Here is a 17,120-nt window from a genome sequence, read left to right on the forward strand (position 1 = left end):
GCCCACGATGCCAAAACGTACTGACATAAAATCTATCCTGATCCTTGGCGCTGGCCCGATTGTGATTGGCCAGGCATGTGAATTCGACTATTCAGGTGCGCAGGCGTGTAAAGCGCTGCGTGAAGAGGGTTACCGCGTCATTCTGGTGAACTCTAACCCGGCCACCATCATGACTGACCCGGAAATGGCGGATGCGACCTACATCGAGCCTATCCACTGGGAAGTGGTGCGTAAAATCATTGAGAAAGAGCGCCCGGATGCCGTGCTGCCGACCATGGGTGGCCAGACCGCGCTGAACTGCGCGCTGGAGCTGGAGCGCCAGGGCGTGCTGGCCGAGTTTGGCGTGACCATGATTGGTGCCACCGCCGATGCGATTGATAAAGCTGAAGACCGTCGCCGCTTCGACGTGGCGATGAAGAGCATCGGTCTGGATACCGCACGTTCCGGTATCGCGCACACCATGGAAGAAGCGCTGGCGGTAGCGGAAGAGGTCGGTTTCCCGTGCATCATTCGTCCGTCGTTTACCATGGGCGGCACCGGTGGCGGTATCGCTTACAACCGCGAAGAGTTTGAAGAGATTTGCGAGCGCGGCCTCGATCTGTCGCCAACCAATGAGCTGCTGATTGATGAGTCGCTGATTGGCTGGAAAGAGTACGAGATGGAAGTGGTGCGTGATAAAAACGACAACTGCATCATCGTCTGCTCGATCGAAAACTTTGACGCGATGGGGATTCACACCGGTGACTCCATCACCGTGGCGCCTGCCCAAACGCTGACGGATAAAGAGTATCAAATCATGCGTAACGCCTCGCTGGCGGTACTGCGTGAAATCGGTGTCGAAACCGGCGGTTCCAACGTCCAGTTCTCGGTGAACCCGAAAGATGGCCGCCTGATCGTCATTGAGATGAACCCGCGTGTGTCGCGTTCTTCAGCGCTGGCCTCGAAAGCGACCGGCTTCCCGATTGCCAAAGTCGCGGCCAAGCTGGCGGTGGGCTTTACCCTCGATGAACTGATGAACGACATCACCGGTGGCCGTACGCCGGCCTCGTTCGAGCCGTCCATCGACTACGTCGTCACCAAGATTCCCCGCTTCAACTTCGAGAAGTTTGCCGGTGCCAATGATCGTCTGACCACGCAGATGAAGTCGGTCGGTGAAGTGATGGCGATTGGCCGCACGTTCCAGGAATCGATGCAGAAAGCGCTGCGCGGTCTGGAAGTGGGCGCCAGCGGTTTCGACCCGAAAGTGGATCTGGATGATGGCGAAGCCCTGACCCGTATCCGCCGCGAGCTGAAAGATGCCGGCTCTGATCGCATCTGGTATATCGCTGATGCGTTCCGTGCCGGCATGTCAGTCGATGGCGTGTTCAACCTGACCAACGTTGACCGCTGGTTCCTGGTGCAGATTGAAGAACTGGTGCGCCTGGAAGAGCAGGTGGCGCGCGAAGGTGTCAACTCGCTGAGCGCGGATTTCCTGCGTGCGCTGAAGCGTAAAGGCTTTGCCGATGTGCGTCTGGCAACGCTGGCCGGTGTGGCGGAAAGTGAAATCCGCAAGCTGCGTCATCAGTTCAACCTGCATCCGGTTTACAAGCGCGTGGATACCTGTGCGGCAGAGTTCGCCACGGACACCGCCTACATGTACTCCACCTATGAAGAAGAGTGCGAAGCCAATCCTAATCAGGATCGCGACAAAATCATGATTCTGGGCGGCGGGCCAAACCGTATCGGTCAGGGCATTGAGTTCGATTACTGCTGCGTGCATGCGGCGCTGGCGCTGCGTGAAGACGGTTACGAAACCATCATGGTCAACTGTAACCCGGAAACCGTGTCAACTGATTACGACACCTCAGACCGTCTCTACTTCGAGCCGGTAACGCTGGAAGACGTGCTGGAGATCGTGCGCATCGAGCAGCCAAAAGGCGTTATCGTGCAGTACGGTGGCCAGACACCGCTGAAGCTGGCGCGCGCGCTGGAAGCGGCTGGCGTGCCGGTGATTGGTACCAGCCCGGATGCCATTGACCGCGCGGAAGACCGTGAGCGTTTCCAGCAGGCGGTGGATCGCCTGAAACTGAAACAGCCGGCTAACGCCACGGTGGCGACGCTGGAACAGGCGGTAGAGAAAGCCGCAGGGATTGGCTATCCGCTGGTGGTGCGTCCTTCCTACGTGCTGGGCGGCCGGGCGATGGAAATCGTCTATGACGAAGTGGATCTTAAGCGCTACTTCCAGACTGCGGTGTCCGTGTCCAACGATGCGCCAGTGCTGCTGGATCGCTTCCTCGATGACGCGGTGGAAGTGGACGTCGATGCGATTTGCGACGGCGAACGCGTGCTGATTGGCGGCATCATGGAACACATTGAGCAGGCGGGCGTGCACTCCGGTGACTCGGCCTGTTCGCTGCCGGCGTACACCCTGAGCACTGAGATTCAGAACGTGATGCGCCAGCAGGTGGAAAAGCTGGCGTTCGAACTCAACGTACGTGGTCTGATGAACGTGCAGTTTGCGGTCAAGGACAACGAAGTTTACCTGATTGAGGTGAACCCACGTGCCGCGCGTACCGTGCCGTTTGTCTCCAAAGCCACCGGCGTGCCGCTGGCGAAAGTGGCTGCGCGCGTGATGGCTGGCAAAACCCTGGCTGAACAGGGCGTGACCGAAGAGGTGATTCCGCCGTACTACTCGGTGAAAGAAGTGGTGCTGCCGTTCAACAAATTCCCGGGCGTGGACCCGATTCTTGGTCCGGAAATGCGTTCGACTGGTGAAGTGATGGGCGTGGGCCGCACCTTCGCGGAAGCATTCAGCAAAGCTATGCTGGGCGCGCAGAGCAATATGAAGAAGCAGGGGCGTGCGCTGCTGTCGGTGCGTGAAGGCGACAAGAAACGTATTGTTGACCTGGCCGCGAAGCTGCAGAAGTTTGGCTTCGAGCTGGATGCGACGCACGGTACCGCCGTGGTGCTGGGTGAAGCCGGCATCAATCCGCGCCTGGTGAACAAGGTGCACGAAGGGCGTCCGCACATTCAGGATCGCCTGAAGAACGGTGAGTACACCTACATCGTCAACACCACCGCAGGACGCCAGGCGATTGAGGATTCGAAACTGATTCGCCGCAGCGCGCTGCAGTACAAAGTGCATTACGACACCACGCTGAACGGTGGTTTTGCTACCGCGATGGCGCTGAATGCGGATCCGACCGAAAAAGTGATTTCGGTGCAGGAAATGCACGCGCAGATTAAAGGCTAAACCGCCTGCTCTGTGACTAAACGGCCCCGCGCGGGCCGTTTTTTTTGGCCTGTTTTGCCTGTGCTGCATAAGGTTATACGTTACAAATCTATTGATTTGACATAATTTTTATCAGTTGATGCGAAACCAGTTACATTCAGGCGCATCCGCACAAAATTATAAATACCTCTCCGCTAAGCGCACCGTACTATTCCGCTGCTCAATCATAGAGCGCTCACCTTTACGGGATATAAAAATGAAAATGCGTGCTTTCACTCTCAGCGCAGTGGCTGCGTTACTTGTTGCTGCACCTCTCGCCAGTCAGGCGGAAATCACCCTGCTGAAGCAGGATCCGCAGGCCGGCGATCCGCTTAGCCGTCTCGATTTCAAAGTGGGCGGCAGTATTCGTCCGCAGTATCTGCATCAGAACGGGGTTAACGATAAATCTTATAAGCGTAACGGCTACGACGGCGGTTCACGTTTCCGCTTCAGCGCCAACTACTACCTGTTTGACGATGTCAGCTGGGTGGGTTACTACGAGCTGGGCGTTAACTTCCCTGCCTGGTGGGGCTGGGATAACCACTATGCGGACGGTGCCCACAACACCACGCGTCGCCAGCTGTATACCGGTTTCAAAAGCGCATCGCTGGGCGAGCTCTATTTTGGCCAGCAGAACAGCGTTTATTACGATGTCGTCGGCGCTAAAACCGATATCTGGGACTACGATATGCTGGCCCAGGCACCGGGCAACGGCATCAACGGTGACTACGACGGATCTTACCGCTCGCGCAAGATGCTGAAGTATAAAAACACCTTTGGCGATGCGGATGTCTATGCCGCTTATCTGTTTGAAGATGACGACTATCTGCCGGGCAACGGCCTGCGCTACAAGCGCAAGGGCGGCGGTTCGCTGGGTGTGAACTATCACATCACCAAAGATCTGGCGTGGGGCACCGCGTGGAACTACACCCGCGCGGATATCCGCAATCCGGGCAATGGCGACAGCAAGCGTTACGACCAGAATATCTACGGCACCGCGCTGAGCTGGACGCCGGACAACTGGACGCTGTCCGCCGGTGCGGGCTGGTATGAGAACTTCTCGCCAACTAAACGCAACACCGTTAACAACTACTTCGCGGATGATGCGTGGGGCGTTGAATACTTCGCCGGTTATAAATTCCCGATCGGCCAGTATGCTGTGAAGAGCATCCAGCCGTACTTCATGGGCGATCGCCTGGAGTTCGTCAACGGACGTAACTACAAGCGTATCGATAACGGCGTGGGCGTCAGCGCGCAGCTCGACTACGGTTTCCGCGTCGACTACGAGTACGTGATCACCTCCAGTACCGATAAATCTCTGGGCAACGTTAATCTGGTGCGCCTGCGCTACGATTTCTGATGCGTAAATCAACGGCTCCTGCGGGAGCCGTTTTTTTTGGGCGGGCACAGTGCGCTTTTCTTTACACAGCGCGCGGTCAGCGCGGAGCATCACCCTGAGTTGTAGCGCCTTCACCGCGAATTCTGGCGGCTCTTTCCGCTAACGGCCGCAAAGCCGGAGTAAAACTCTGTCGGTCAGACAAAACGCCGAGCCAAGCGGGCTTTACGTAAATAGCACGGTCGTCCTATCGACGAAAGTTTCACCTTTACGTATCATTGCGCCAATTTTTTTCCTGTAGGTCTTTTAACATGATTAGTTTGATCGCGGCACTGGCAGCAGATCGTATTATTGGCATGGAAAACGCCATGCCATGGCACCTGCCTGCCGACCTCGCGTGGTTCAAGCGCAACACGCTGAACAAACCGGTGATTATGGGCCGTCTGACCTTTGAATCGATTGGTCGCCCGTTACCGGGACGCCTGAATATTGTGGTCAGCAGCCAGCCCGGCAACCATGACGGCGTGACCTGGGTAACGTCGCCGGAAGAGGCAATTGCCGCAGCGGGTGAGGCAGAAGAGATCATGGTGATTGGTGGTGGCCGGATTTATGCGCAGATGCTGGCGCGCGCCGATCGTCTCTATCTGACGCATATCGATGCGGAAGTGGAAGGCGACACCCAGTTCCCGGATTACGAGCCGGACGAGTGGCAGTCGACGTTCAGTGAGTTCCACGATGCTGATGCGCAGAATTCGCACAGTTACTGCTTTGAGATTCTGGATCGCCGCCGTTGAGAGTGGCCTGCTGCGCATGAATGCGCACCTTACAACGACAGGGATCAATCGCTGTTTATACATTCCAGGTGCGCATAAATGCGCACCCTACAATGGCAGGGATCAATTGCTGTTTATGATGCGATAAAATTGTGCGATATCAGGCTGATGGCTGTCACGGTACAGATGGTCGCTGTAGGGTCGCCATTTATGGCGACCGAAAAAAAGCCCCGCTAACATCGCGGGGCTTTTTGTTTACTGCATATCGCTCAGGGGGGAGGGCGCATTCACCGCGCTTTCCGCCATGGCCTGGTCACGGTTCGAGACCTGGGTGTAATACTGGCCGCTCTCCCAGTGCAGCAGGGTCAGCGTTCCGCCCCAGCAGCAGCCGGTGTCGAGCCCGATCACATGCTCTGGCGTGCCTTTTCCTTCCAGCGAAGCCCAGTGACCAAAGATTTGCGTATAATCGCTGCTGATTTTGCCGGGCACCTGGAACCACGGTTTCAGCGGCGGCGGCGCTGAGGCGGGTGCCTCTTTGCAGATCATATCGAGCTGACCATTAGGGAAACAGAAGCGCATGCGCGTCAGCGCATTGGTGCTAAAACGCAGGCGCGCCAGTCCGCTCAGTTCCGGTGTCCAGTTGTTCGGCATGTCGCCATACATGGCATCGAGAAACAGCGGATAGCTGTCGCTGGATAAGACCGCCTCAACTTCGCGCGCGCACTGCTGTGCCGTCTCCAGATCCCACTGCGGCGTAATGCCAGCATGCGCCATCAGCAGCTTTTTCTCTTCATCTACCTGCAGCAGCGGCTGGCGACGCAGCCAGTTAATCAGCTCGTCGGCATCGTCCGCTTCCAGCAGGGGCGTCAGGCGATCCTTGGGCTTGTTACGGCTGATACCGGCATACACTGCCAGCAAATGCAGGTCATGGTTGCCCAGCACCATGCGCACACAGTCTCCGAGCGACCTGACGTAGCGCAGTACCTCAAGCGAACCCGGACCGCGCGCCACCAGGTCGCCGGTCAGCCATAGCTCGTCCTGCTGCGCATCAAAATTGACCTGCGCCAGCAGCGCACGTAATTCGTCATAACAGCCGTGAATATCGCCAATCAGGTATGTACTCATTAAGTCAGTCCGATGAAAACGCGCCGCCCGGACTGGCCGGGCGGAGGAGGAATTAGTGAATGTGGGTTTGCACCGCGAGGCGGAACACCGGAATCTCCACGTGGAAGGTCTCGCCCTCTTCGTCGATCATCACATAGTGTCCCTGCATGGTGCCCATCGGCGTTTCCAGAACCGCACCGCTGGTGTACTGAAACTCATTGCCGGGCGCGATATGCGGCTGCTCACCGACCACGCCTTCACCCTGCACTTCGGTCTCGCGCCCGTTGCCATTGGTGATCAGCCAGTAGCGGCTGCGCAGCTGCACGCTGTTGCGCCCGAGGTTACGGATGGTGATGGTGTAGGCAAACACGTAGCGATCCTCATCGGGAGAGGATTGCGATTCCACATACTGACTCAGTACCTGAACACAAACGCGGGCCAGTTCACTCATGCACTCAGTTCTCCGCAGATTCAGCCTGATGATTGCCCAGCCAGTTTGCCAGCTGGCAATACTGCGCCACGGTGACATTTTCTGCCCGCAGCGAGGCGTCGATGTTGAGTTCATCCAGCGCACCGGCCGTGAACAGGTGTCCCAGGCTGTTACGCAGGGTTTTGCGTCGCTGACCAAACGCTTCGGTGGTGATACGGCTCAGTAAACGCACATCGCTGACCGGATACGGTGGCTGGGTAAAGGGCACCAGACGCACCACCGCCGAATCCACTTTCGGTGGCGGGGTGAACGATTGTGGTGGCACTTCCAGCACCGGAATCACCTGACAATAATATTGCGCCATCACGCTGAGACGCCCGTAAGCTTTGCTGCCCGGGCCGGCTACCAGACGGTTAACCACCTCTTTCTGCAGCATGAAGTGCATATCTTTAATCGAACCAGTATAGCTGAAAAGGTGGAACATCAGCGGCGTCGAGATGTTGTAAGGCAGGTTGCCAAACACGCGCAGCGGCTGACCCTGCTCCTTTGACAGCGCGGAGAAGTCGAAGGTCATCGCATCCTGCTGATAAATCGTCAGCTTAGGACCGAGGAACGGATGCGTCTGCAAACGCGCGGCAAGGTCGCGGTCCAGCTCGACGACAGTCAGCGCATCAAGACGCTCGCCCACCGGCTCGGTTAACGCACCCAGCCCTGGGCCAATCTCCACCATGGCTTCACCCTTTTGCGGATGAATAGCGGAGACGATGCTGTCGATAATGTACTGATCGTTCAGGAAGTTCTGCCCGAAACGTTTACGGGCGTAGTGCCCCTGATGGACGCGATTATTCATTACTGCTCTTGATCATAGTGATGGCGAGGTTAAGCGCCGTAATAAAGCTGCCCGGCTCTGCGCTGCCCAGACCGGCGAGTTCCAGCGCGGTGCCGTGGTCAACAGAGGTACGGATAAATGGCAGGCCGAGGGTGATATTCACCGCGCGACCAAATCCCTGAAATTTTAGCACCGGCAGGCCCTGGTCGTGATACATCGCCAGCACCGCATCAGCGTGCTGCAGATATTTCGGCTGAAACAGTGTATCCGCCGGTAACGGACCGGTGAGCTGCAGGCCCTGCTGGCGCAGTTCGTCGAGCGCCGGAATGATGGTATCGATCTCTTCCCGGCCCATATGACCGCTTTCGCCAGCATGCGGGTTGAGCCCGCAGACAAAGATATGCGGCTGCGGAATGCCAAACTTACGCTGCAAATCCTGATGCAGGATGGTGATCACTTCATGCAGGCTGTCACGGGTGATGGCGTCCGCGACATCTTTCAGCGGCAGATGCGTGGTGGCCAGCGCCACGCGCAACGCTTCGGTCGCCAGCATCATCACCACGCGATCGCCACCGGCGCGCTCAGCAAAGAACTCGGTGTGGCCGGTGAAGGGGATGCCGGCGTCATTGATCACGCCTTTGTGCACCGGACCGGTTACCAGCGCGGCAAACTCGCCGCTGAGGCAGCCGTCGCAGGCGCGGGCCAGCGTCTCCAGTACGTAATGACCGTTGGCGACCGTCAGTTCGCCGGCGGTCACCGGCTGCGCCGTCGCGATGGGCAGCAGCGTCAGCGTACCGGCCTGCTGCGGCTGTGGTGCCACGCCGGGCTGATAGTCACGCAGCGTCAGCGGCAAACCCAGTTGAGCCGCGCGCTGGCGCAGCACGTCGCCGTCTGCGCACACCACCAGCTCAACCGGCCAGTCACGCTGAGCCAGCGCAACGGCGAGATCGGGACCAATCCCGGCGGGTTCGCCGGGCGTGATCGCCACACGATAATTACTGACCATTGCCATCCAGAATCTTCACGTAAGCACTGGCGCGCTGTTCCTGCATCCAGGTTTGCGCTTCTTCGGCAAACTTACGGTTGAACAGCAGACGGTACGCGCGCTCTTTCTGCGCGGCATCGGTTTTATCCACCTGACGGGTATCCAGCAGCTGAATCAGGTGCCAGCCGAAGGAGGAGTGCACCGGCGCACTGACCTGGCCTTTCTGCAGCTTCAGCAGCGCATCACGGAACGCCGGATCGTAGATTTCCGGTGACGCCCAGCCGAGGTCGCCGCCCTGGTTCGCGGAACCCGGATCGTCGGAGAACTGTTTCGCGGCAGCGGCGAAGGTGGTTTTGCCACTCTTGATGTCTGCGGCGATCTGTTCAATCTTCTGACGTGCCTGATCGTCGGTAAGGATCGGTGACGGCTTCAGCAGAATGTGGCGGGCATGCACTTCGGTGACCGAAATGTTTTTGCTCTCACCGCGCAGGTCGTTCACTTTCAGGATATGGAAGCCAACGCCGGAGCGGATTGGGCCGACGATGTCGCCTTTCTTCGCGCTGCTCAGCGCCTGCGAGAACAGCGTTGGCAGCTCTTCAATTTTGCCCCAGCCCATGTTGCCGCCTTTCAGCGCCTGCGGATCGGCAGAGTAGGTCACGGCCAGTTTACCGAAATCGGCACCGCCTTTCAGTTCACCCACCAGCTGACGCGCCAGCGCTTCCTGGTCGTCAACCTGCTGCTGAGTTGGATTTTCCGGCAGCGGCAGCAGAATCTGACTGATGTTAAGTTCGGTGCCCTGGGTATTCTGCGAGCCAATCTGCTTAGCCAGCGTATCCACTTCCTGCGGCAGAATGGTGACGCGACGACGCACTTCATTGTTACGCACTTCAGAGATCAGCATCTCTTTGCGGATCTGCGCGCGATAATCGTTGTAGTTCATCCCGTCATAGGCCAGACGGCTGCGCAGCTGATCAACGCTCATGCGGTTCTGCGCGGCGATATTCTGGATCGCCTGATCCAGTTGCTGATCGCTCACCTGCAGACCGGCTTTTTCGCCCATCTGCAGAATGATGGCGTCCATGACCTGGCGTTCAAGGATCTGATGACGCAGGGTTTTGTCATCCGGCAGCTGCTGACCAGCCTGCTGCGCCTGTGACTTCACCGTGCGCAGCATGTTGTCTACGTCACTTTCCAGCACCACGCCGTTGTTCACGACTGCGGCAACTTTATCGACCATCTGTGGGGCTGCGAACGCAGTGTTAGCGGTAATCGCCACACCAAGAATCAGCATTCTCCAGTTCTTCATACTTTATCCATTGTTGTTTCCGCACTGCGGGATAGCCTGTCAAATATCACAACATCAGAAAGCGCGCTGATAAGGGATGATGCCCTGACGCAGCATTTCATTGGTGCCTAAGCCATAGTTAGAACTCAGACCACGCAGCTCAATGTTGAATGAGATTTGGTTGTCATACTTGCTGTCGTTGTTTTCCCAACCGTTGATCTTGCGTTCGTAACCCAGACGAATGGCGTAGCAGCAGGAGCTGTACTGCAGACCGACTAGCTGCTCGGCCGGACGGCTGTTGCGGGTGTCATAGTAGTAACCCCCCACCAGCGACCAGGCATCGGCAATCGGCCAGCTGGCCGTGGCGCCCACCTGCGAGATACCGTTTTTGTAGATCGGGTTAGTGACATAGCTGGGGTTATTCAACGCCTGCGCCACATACTCCGGGCTGCTGTAGCGGTAGCTCAGCTGCACCATACGGTCGGCATCACGACGATATTCCACAATGGCATTGCCCTGGGAAACGTTGTCCAGCCGCGTATCGTATTGCAAGCCACCGCGCACGCCCCAGCGATCGCTGACTTTCCAGTAAGTATCACCCGCCCACACCAGGCTACCGGTATCATCTTCTTTATTCGTCTGGTTTACGCCGGTACGAGACGGGGTAAACGAGTAGATTTGACCCACGGAAACGTTAAAACGTTCAACCAGATCGTTATCATAAATACGCGTGGTCACGCCGGTCGCCACTTCGTTAGACGAGGCGATACGATCGAGGCCGCTGTAGGTGCGATCGCGGAACAGGCCGGTGTAGTCGGTCTGCAGCAGCGTGGAGTCGTACGGATAGATGTTGCTCTGGTTGCGGTACGGGATATACAGGTACTGCACGCGCGGTTCCAGCGTCTGGGTGTAGCCTTCGGCCCAGTCCATATTGCGGTCAAATACCAGGCGACCATCTACCTTGAACTGCGGCAGGGTGCGGTTGACCGACTCTTTCAGCTGATTGGTGCGGGTGGTATCGATATTTTCGTTGTAGTAGTTAACGTTATCCTGCTGGTAATGCGTCGCCAGCAGCTTTGCCTCGGTATCCAGGCTGGCCCAGCCGTTGGACAGCGGCAGGTTGAGCGTTGGCTCGATGTGCAAACGTGTCGCTTCCGGCATTCGGTTACTGACGTTAGTGAACTTCACCGCCTGCGCATAGATGCGACCGTCAAACGGCCCGATATCGTTCTGGTACAGATTGACATCCAGCTGCGGCATCGCCCGATACACGTTCTGGCTGCTGGTATTACCAAACACCTGGAAGTCTTTGCTGGACAGCGTCGCATCCCAGTTGGTGTCAGCGTAGCCTACGCTGAATTTCTGCGTGGCGTAGCCGTCAGTCGAGCTGTAGTACTTCGAATCAAGATCGTTGAAGTAATAAGGATCGCTGACTTTGGTGTAGTCGGCGTTGAAGCGCCAGTGCTGATCGTAGACGCCGGAGTGACGCCAGTAGAACAGCCAGCGGTCGTCGTTGCTGTCGTTCTGCACCGACGGTCGCGCGGCTTTATCTTTGTTGTACTGATTGTCAGACGGCAGATAGTCCAGCTCTAACAGGCCGGCACCAAACTGCGTCAGGTAGCGGAACTCGTTCTGCAGCTGCAGACCGCGCTTGCTCATGTAGTGCGGCGTAATAGTGGCATCGGCCTGAGGCGCGATGTTCCAGTAGTACGGCAGCATGAATTCGAAGCCGTTGTTGCTGCCGTATTTCGCGTTGGGGATCAGGAAGCCGGAGCGGCGGCGGTCGCCAATCGGCAGCTGCAGATACGGGCTGTAGAATACCGGCACGTTGCCGAGCTTGAAGCGCGCATTCCAGATCTCCGCCACTTCTTCTTCACGGTCCTGAATCACTTCCGAACCGACCACGCTCCAGCTGTTGGAACCTGGCAGACAGGAGGTAAAGCTGCCGTTTTCCAGAATGGTATAGCGGTTATTACCGCGCAGTTTCATCTGGTCAGCATCACCGCGACCCTGACGGCCGACCATCTGATAATTACCGTTCCACACGTTGGTGTCTTTGGTGTTCAGATTGGACCAGGCTTTCGGACCTTTCAGGATGACCTGGTTGTCGTCATAGTGCACATTACCCAGCGCATCGACGGTACGCACCGGCGTCGTTTGTCCGTCCTGCTGACGCTGATGCAGCTGCATCTCGTCGGCAACCAGACGGCTGTTCCCCTGCTGCACATCAACATTGCCGGTGAACACCGCGTCGTTCGGATAGTTCCCTTTTGCTGAGTCAGAGTTGATGGTTACCGGCAGCGAATTCGCGTCGCCACTGACCAGCGGACGGTTGTAGCTCGGCACGCCCAGCATACACTGCGACATCAGATCGTCGGCCAGTGCATGCTGACTATAAAGCGCTGCACCAATCATGGTAGCCAGCAGGGTAGGTATACGTTTTTTCATACGCGGTTTCGATAATTCCATGAAAACTGGCATCATGCCGACAATCCGGACAGAGACTAACGTACCGCCCGGCGTTGCGCCAGTGTTAATCCTGCTCTGCCTGCGTTGCCGTTAGGCGCGGAGATAAATGACAGGTATGATAATGCAATTTTCAGCCGCAAGCATGGCGAATTGAGGAGTTTATGCGCTACTGGGGAAAAGTTATTGGTCTGGCTCTCGGCTTACTTTCCGGAGCAGGCTTTTGGGGCATCGTACTGGGTCTGATCATTGGTCATCTGTTTGACAAAGTGCGCAGCGTAAAAGGACAGGGCTACTTCGCCAATAATCAGGCGCGTCAGACACTGTTCTTCAGCACCACGTTCCAGGTGATGGGCCATCTGACCAAGTCAAAAGGGCGCGTCACCGAAGCGGATATCCAGATTGCCTCTTTATTTATGGATCGCATGCAACTGCATGGCGAGGCGCGCACCGCGGCACAGCGTGCGTTTCGTGAAGGTAAGCAGAGCGAATATCCGTTACGTAATAAACTGCGCGAGCTGCGCAGCGCCTGCTTTGGCCGTTTTGACCTGATTCGGATGTTTCTGGAAATTCAAATCCAGGCGGCGTTTGCTGATGGTTCGCTGCATCCCAACGAGCGTCAGGTGCTGTACGTTATCGCGGAAGAGCTGGGGATTTCCCGCGCGCAGTTCGATCAGTTCCTGCGCATGATGGAGGGCGGTCAGCAGTTTGGTGGCGGCTCGTCGTACGGCGGCGGCGCTTATCAGCAGGCGAAACGTGGCCCGACGCTGGAAGATGCCTGCAGCGTGCTGGGGGTGAAAAGCAGCGACGACAGCACCACCATCAAGCGCGCTTACCGCAAGCTGATGGCCGAGCACCATCCGGATAAGCTGGTGGCGAAAGGTCTGCCGCCGGAGATGATGGAGATGGCGAAGCAGAAAGCGCAGGAGATTCAGGCCGCGTACGACCTGATTCGCAAAGAGAAGGGCTTTAAATAAGGGGCTGCTGCCCCTTAAAAATCGGCCGGCTGGCGAAACGTCATGCTGTTGCCAAACGCCGGATGGGTAATGGTCAGCGATTCGGCGTGCAGCTGCAGGCGTGGCGCCATGGCTAACGCCTCGGGGTGGGCATAGAAGCGATCGCCGAGAATCGGATGCCCCAGCGCCAGCAGATGCACGCGCAGCTGGTGGGAACGGCCGGTGATCGGCTTCAGCTGCACCCGCGCGCTGTTATCGGCGTCATACGCCAGCACCTGATACTCCGTCTGCGCCGGCTTACCCAGCTCCACACTCACCATCTGCTTCGGCCGGTTAGGCCAGTCGCAAATCAGCGGCAGATCGATCATGCCCTGTTCCGCTGCCGGATGTCCCCAGACGCGCGCCACATACTGCTTCGCGGGCTCGCGCTCGCGAAACTGCCGCTTCAGCTCGCGCTCAGCCGCCTTGGTCAGCGCCACCACAATCACACCGCTGGTGGCCATATCGAGCCGGTGCACCGACTCCGCCTGCGGAAAATCACGCTGGATGCGCGTCATCACGCTGTCCTTGTGCTCCTCAAGGCGGCCAGGCACCGACAGCAAACCGCTCGGCTTGTTAACCACCATGATGTGCTCGTCCTGATACAGAATATGCAGCCAGGGGGCGAGCGGCGGATTGTAGGGTTCCATCAGCATGATTCAGCGCGGCCTCAGCGATTATTGGTGTGTCACAACGATCAGACGCAGCGCATCCAGCCGCCAGCCGGCTTCACCGAGGCTGGCCAGCACCTGCTCGCGGTTGCTCTCCAGCGCATCAACCTCATCATCACGGATGTTGGGGTTGACCGCTTTCAGCGCTTCAAGGCGCGACAGCTCGGCGCTCAGCTTCTCATCGGCCTCAACTTTGGCCGCCGCAATCAGCGCCTGCGCTTCCGGCACGATGACTTTTTCCGCCTGTGTCAGGATGTGATGGACATCCTGCTGCACCGCGTTCACCAGCTTGCTGCCGGTATGGCGGTTGACTGCGTTGAGCTGACGGTTAAAGCTTTCGAACTCCACCTTGCCGGCGAGGTTATTTCCGGCGCGATCCATTAGCAGGCGGACCGGCGTGGGCGGCAGGAAGCGGGTAAGCTGCAGGTGCTTCGGCGCCTGTGCTTCGACCACATAGATCATCTCTACCAGCAGCGTGCCCACCGGCAGCGCCTTGTTCTTCAGCAGCGACAGCGCACAGCTGCCGGTGTCGCCGGAGAGAATCAGGTCGAGGCCGTTGCGAATCAGCGGATGTTCCCAGGTAATGAACTGGGTATCTTCGCGTGACAGCGCCTGGTTACGGTTAAAGGTTACGGTGCAGCCATCTTCCGGCAGGCCGGGGAAATCCGGCACCAGCATGTGGTCAGACGGCGTCAGGACGATCAGGTTATCGCTGCGATCTTCCTGGTTGATACCGACGATATCAAACAGGTTGAGCGCAAAGTTCACCAGCTCGGTGTCGTTATCCTGCTCGCCGATGGCATCAGCCAGCGCCTGCGCGGCTTCGCCGCCGTTCGAGTTCAGCTCCAGCAGACGGTCGCGCCCCTGCTCCAGCTGCGCCTTCAGCGTGTCATGCTGTTTGCGGCTCTGGGCGATAAAGTCGTCCAGCCCCTGCGGGTTGTCCGGCGCGGCCAGATACTCAATCAGCTGCGGGTAGGCGCTGTCGTAGATGGTGCGGCCGGTCGGGCAGGTGTGCTCAAACGCGTCCAGCCCTTCGTGGTACCAACGCAGCAGCACTGCCTGGGCGGTTTTCTCCAGCCACGGCACCAGAATCTGGATGTCATGCAATTGGCCGATACGATCAAGACGGCCGATACGCTGCTCAAGCAGATCCGGGTTAAACGGTAAATCGAACATCACCAGCCGGCTGGCGAACTGGAAGTTACGCCCTTCCGAGCCGATCTCCGAACACAGCAGCACCTGGGCGCCATCTTCCTGCGAAGCAAAGAAGGCGGCAGCGCGGTCGCGTTCGATAATTGATAGCCCTTCATGGAACACCGCGGCGCGGATGCCTTCGCGCTCGCGCAGCACCTGCTCCAGCTGCAGCGCAGTGGCGGCTTTGGCGCAAATCACCAGCACCTTCTCTTTACGGTTGCTGGTGAGGTAGCCCATCAGCCACTCAACGCGCGGGTCGAAGTTCCACCAGGTGCCGCTGTCGCCTTCGAATTCCTGATAAATCTGCTCGGGATACAGCATGTCGCGCGCGCGCTCTTCCGCCGTTTTGCGCGCCGCCATAATGCCGGAGACTTTAATCGCCGTCTGATACTGCGCCGGCAGCGGCAGGCGAATCTGATGCAGTTCGCGTTTCGGGAAGCCTTTCACACCGTTACGCGTGTTACGGAACAGCACGCGGCTGGTGCCGTGGCGATCCATCAGCATCGAAATCAGCTCTTTGCGCGCGTCGTCTTTGCCGTCGCGATCGCTGTTCGCCACCTGCAGCAGCGGTTCAATATCCTGCTCGCCGACCAGGTCGTTGATCAGGTTCATCTCCTCTTTGCTGATGGCGTGATCGGCCAGCAGCGTACTGACGGCGTCTGCCACCGGGCGGTAGTGCTGCTGCTCGGCCACGAACTGCGCGAAATCGTGGAAACGATTCGGGTCCAGCAGACGCAGACGGGCAAAGTGGCTCTCCATGCCGAGCTGTTCCGGCGTCGCGGTCAGCAGCAGCACGCCGGCGGTCTTTTCCGCCAGCTGTTCGATAACCTGATATTCGCGGCTCGGCGCGGCTTCGCTCCACGCCAGATGGTGCGCTTCGTCAACCACCAGCAGGTCCCAGTCAGCTTCGGCCAGCAGCTCCAGCCGCTGCTTATTGCGGCGGACAAAATCCAGCGAGCAGATAATCAGCTGCTCGGTATCAAACGGGTTATCGCTGTCGTGCTGCGCTTCGGTGTAGCGATCGTCGTCGAACAGGGCAAAGCGCAGGTTGAAGCGGCGCAGCATTTCCACCAGCCACTGGTGCTGCAGGGTTTCCGGCACCACGATCAGCACGCGCTCGGCGCGTCCGGCCAGCAGCTGCTGCTGGATAATCATCCCGGCTTCAATGGTTTTACCGAGGCCGACTTCATCGGCCAGCAGCACGCGCGGCGCATGACGGCGACCGACGTCATGTGCGATGTGCAGCTGGTGCGGAATCAGGTTGGTGCGCATGCCGCGCAGGCCGCTGATCGGCAGGCGATACTGTTCGCTCTGGTATTTGCGTGCGCGGAAGCGCAGGGCAAAGCGATCCATGCGGTCCAGCTGGCCGGCAAACAGGCGATCCTGTGGCTTGCTGAACACCAGTTTGCTGTCGAGCATCACTTCGCGCAGCACCACGTTGCTTTCGTCGGTATCAAGACGCGTGCCGATGTAAGTCACTAAATCGTTTTCGTTGCGGACTTCATCAACCTGCATCTGCCAGCCTTCATGGCTGGTGACGGTATCACCCGGATTAAAAATCACGCGGGTGACCGGAGAATCATTACGGGCATAGAGGCGGTTTTCGCCGGTGGCGGGAAACATCAGTGTGACCATGCGCGTATCCAGCGCCACGACTGTCCCCAGTCCCAGCTCACTTTCCGTATCACTAATCCAGCGTTGACCCAGTGTAAAAACCATATATTTTTTGCTCGATTCTCTAAAAGATAGAAAGACGTTCACCTGCTCTCAGACAATACCCCACCGCCAGACAGTTATCTGGT

At 58.0% G+C, this 17,120-nt stretch carries 12 protein-coding genes; 4 read left to right on the forward strand and 8 right to left on the reverse strand.

Annotated elements, in window-relative coordinates:
• The first annotated feature begins 7 nt into the window (after positions 1-7).
• The 3 genes from carB (at position 8) to folA (ending at position 5,380) form a co-directional block, all read left to right on the forward strand.
• Positions 8-3,232 (forward strand): carbamoyl-phosphate synthase large subunit, encoded by a 3,225-nt coding sequence (carB, locus tag FT726_RS03075; RefSeq protein WP_021507592.1) that lies wholly within the window; start codon positions 8-10, stop codon positions 3,230-3,232.
• Between the two features lie 235 nt (positions 3,233-3,467).
• Complete coding sequence (locus FT726_RS03080) at positions 3,468-4,610, forward strand: porin (RefSeq protein WP_058774843.1); 1,143 nt, start codon at positions 3,468-3,470, stop codon at positions 4,608-4,610.
• A gap of 287 nt (positions 4,611-4,897) precedes the next feature.
• The gene (gene folA / locus FT726_RS03085) at positions 4,898-5,380 is read left to right on the forward strand and encodes a type 3 dihydrofolate reductase (protein ID WP_031279709.1); all 483 of its coding nucleotides are present in this window, start codon (positions 4,898-4,900) and stop codon (positions 5,378-5,380) included.
• A gap of 234 nt (positions 5,381-5,614) precedes the next feature.
• Here the strand turns inward: folA and apaH are convergent, their stop codons facing one another.
• Genes apaH through lptD form a run of 6 tightly spaced genes read right to left on the reverse strand, consistent with a single transcriptional unit; the run spans position 5,615 to position 12,440 of the window.
• Positions 5,615-6,484 (reverse strand): bis(5'-nucleosyl)-tetraphosphatase (symmetrical) ApaH, encoded by an 870-nt coding sequence (gene apaH, locus FT726_RS03090; protein WP_058759644.1) that lies wholly within the window; start codon positions 6,482-6,484, stop codon positions 5,615-5,617.
• Between the two features lie 52 nt (positions 6,485-6,536).
• Positions 6,537-6,914 (reverse strand): Co2+/Mg2+ efflux protein ApaG, encoded by a 378-nt coding sequence (gene apaG, locus FT726_RS03095; RefSeq protein WP_021507588.1) that lies wholly within the window; start codon positions 6,912-6,914, stop codon positions 6,537-6,539.
• 4 nt (positions 6,915-6,918) lie between these two features.
• Positions 6,919-7,743, reverse strand: a complete 825-nt coding sequence (gene rsmA / locus FT726_RS03100) for a 16S rRNA (adenine(1518)-N(6)/adenine(1519)-N(6))-dimethyltransferase RsmA (protein WP_021507587.1) — start codon at positions 7,741-7,743, stop codon at positions 6,919-6,921.
• The gene (pdxA, locus tag FT726_RS03105) at positions 7,736-8,728 is read right to left on the reverse strand and encodes a 4-hydroxythreonine-4-phosphate dehydrogenase PdxA (RefSeq protein ID WP_059010320.1); all 993 of its coding nucleotides are present in this window, start codon (positions 8,726-8,728) and stop codon (positions 7,736-7,738) included. Before pdxA ends, rsmA begins: the two co-directional genes overlap by 8 nt.
• Positions 8,718-10,013: a peptidylprolyl isomerase SurA gene (gene surA / locus FT726_RS03110; protein WP_031279707.1), complete on the reverse strand. Its 1,296-nt coding sequence runs from the start codon at positions 10,011-10,013 to the stop codon at positions 8,718-8,720. The genes pdxA and surA overlap by 11 nt, the downstream gene beginning before the upstream one ends.
• 54 nt (positions 10,014-10,067) lie before the next feature.
• On the reverse strand, positions 10,068-12,440 hold the full coding sequence (gene lptD, locus FT726_RS03115) for an LPS assembly protein LptD (protein WP_230857095.1): 2,373 nt from the start codon (positions 12,438-12,440) through the stop codon (positions 10,068-10,070).
• 182 nt (positions 12,441-12,622) lie between these two features.
• On the opposite strand from lptD, the gene djlA reads away from it, so the two are divergent.
• On the forward strand, positions 12,623-13,435 hold the full coding sequence (djlA, locus tag FT726_RS03120) for a co-chaperone DjlA (RefSeq protein WP_021312869.1): 813 nt from the start codon (positions 12,623-12,625) through the stop codon (positions 13,433-13,435).
• A 14-nt stretch (positions 13,436-13,449) separates the two neighbouring features.
• Here the strand turns inward: djlA and rluA are convergent, their stop codons facing one another.
• Both rluA and rapA read right to left on the reverse strand, forming a co-directional pair.
• Complete coding sequence (gene rluA / locus FT726_RS03125) at positions 13,450-14,109, reverse strand: bifunctional tRNA pseudouridine(32) synthase/23S rRNA pseudouridine(746) synthase RluA (protein ID WP_346302387.1); 660 nt, start codon at positions 14,107-14,109, stop codon at positions 13,450-13,452.
• 21 nt (positions 14,110-14,130) lie between these two features.
• Complete coding sequence (gene rapA / locus FT726_RS03130; RefSeq protein ID WP_058770630.1) at positions 14,131-17,037, reverse strand: RNA polymerase-associated protein RapA; 2,907 nt, start codon at positions 17,035-17,037, stop codon at positions 14,131-14,133.
• Positions 17,038-17,120 lie beyond the last annotated feature (83 nt).

The sequence above is a fragment of the Pantoea sp. Morm genome (assembly GCF_016643525.1).
GTDB classification, from domain to species: domain Bacteria; phylum Pseudomonadota; class Gammaproteobacteria; order Enterobacterales; family Enterobacteriaceae; genus Pantoea; species Pantoea dispersa.

What these genes read in the sequence shown, in the direction of transcription:
- carB (WP_021507592.1), top strand. Translation starts at nt 8, where the DNA reads ATGCCAAAACGTACTGACATAAAATCTATCCTGATCCTTGGCGCTGGC.
- FT726_RS03080 (WP_058774843.1), top strand. Translation starts at nt 3,468, where the DNA reads ATGAAAATGCGTGCTTTCACTCTCAGCGCAGTGGCTGCGTTACTTGTT.
- folA (WP_031279709.1), top strand. Translation starts at nt 4,898, where the DNA reads ATGATTAGTTTGATCGCGGCACTGGCAGCAGATCGTATTATTGGCATG.
- apaH (WP_058759644.1), bottom strand. Translation starts at nt 6,484, where the DNA reads ATGAGTACATACCTGATTGGCGATATTCACGGCTGTTATGACGAATTA.
- apaG (WP_021507588.1), bottom strand. Translation starts at nt 6,914, where the DNA reads ATGAGTGAACTGGCCCGCGTTTGTGTTCAGGTACTGAGTCAGTATGTG.
- rsmA (WP_021507587.1), bottom strand. Translation starts at nt 7,743, where the DNA reads ATGAATAATCGCGTCCATCAGGGGCACTACGCCCGTAAACGTTTCGGG.
- pdxA (WP_059010320.1), bottom strand. Translation starts at nt 8,728, where the DNA reads ATGGTCAGTAATTATCGTGTGGCGATCACGCCCGGCGAACCCGCCGGG.
- surA (WP_031279707.1), bottom strand. Translation starts at nt 10,013, where the DNA reads ATGAAGAACTGGAGAATGCTGATTCTTGGTGTGGCGATTACCGCTAAC.
- lptD (WP_230857095.1), bottom strand. Translation starts at nt 12,440, where the DNA reads ATGAAAAAACGTATACCTACCCTGCTGGCTACCATGATTGGTGCAGCG.
- djlA (WP_021312869.1), top strand. Translation starts at nt 12,623, where the DNA reads ATGCGCTACTGGGGAAAAGTTATTGGTCTGGCTCTCGGCTTACTTTCC.
- rluA (WP_346302387.1), bottom strand. Translation starts at nt 14,109, where the DNA reads ATGCTGATGGAACCCTACAATCCGCCGCTCGCCCCCTGGCTGCATATT.
- rapA (WP_058770630.1), bottom strand. Translation starts at nt 17,037, where the DNA reads ATGGTTTTTACACTGGGTCAACGCTGGATTAGTGATACGGAAAGTGAG.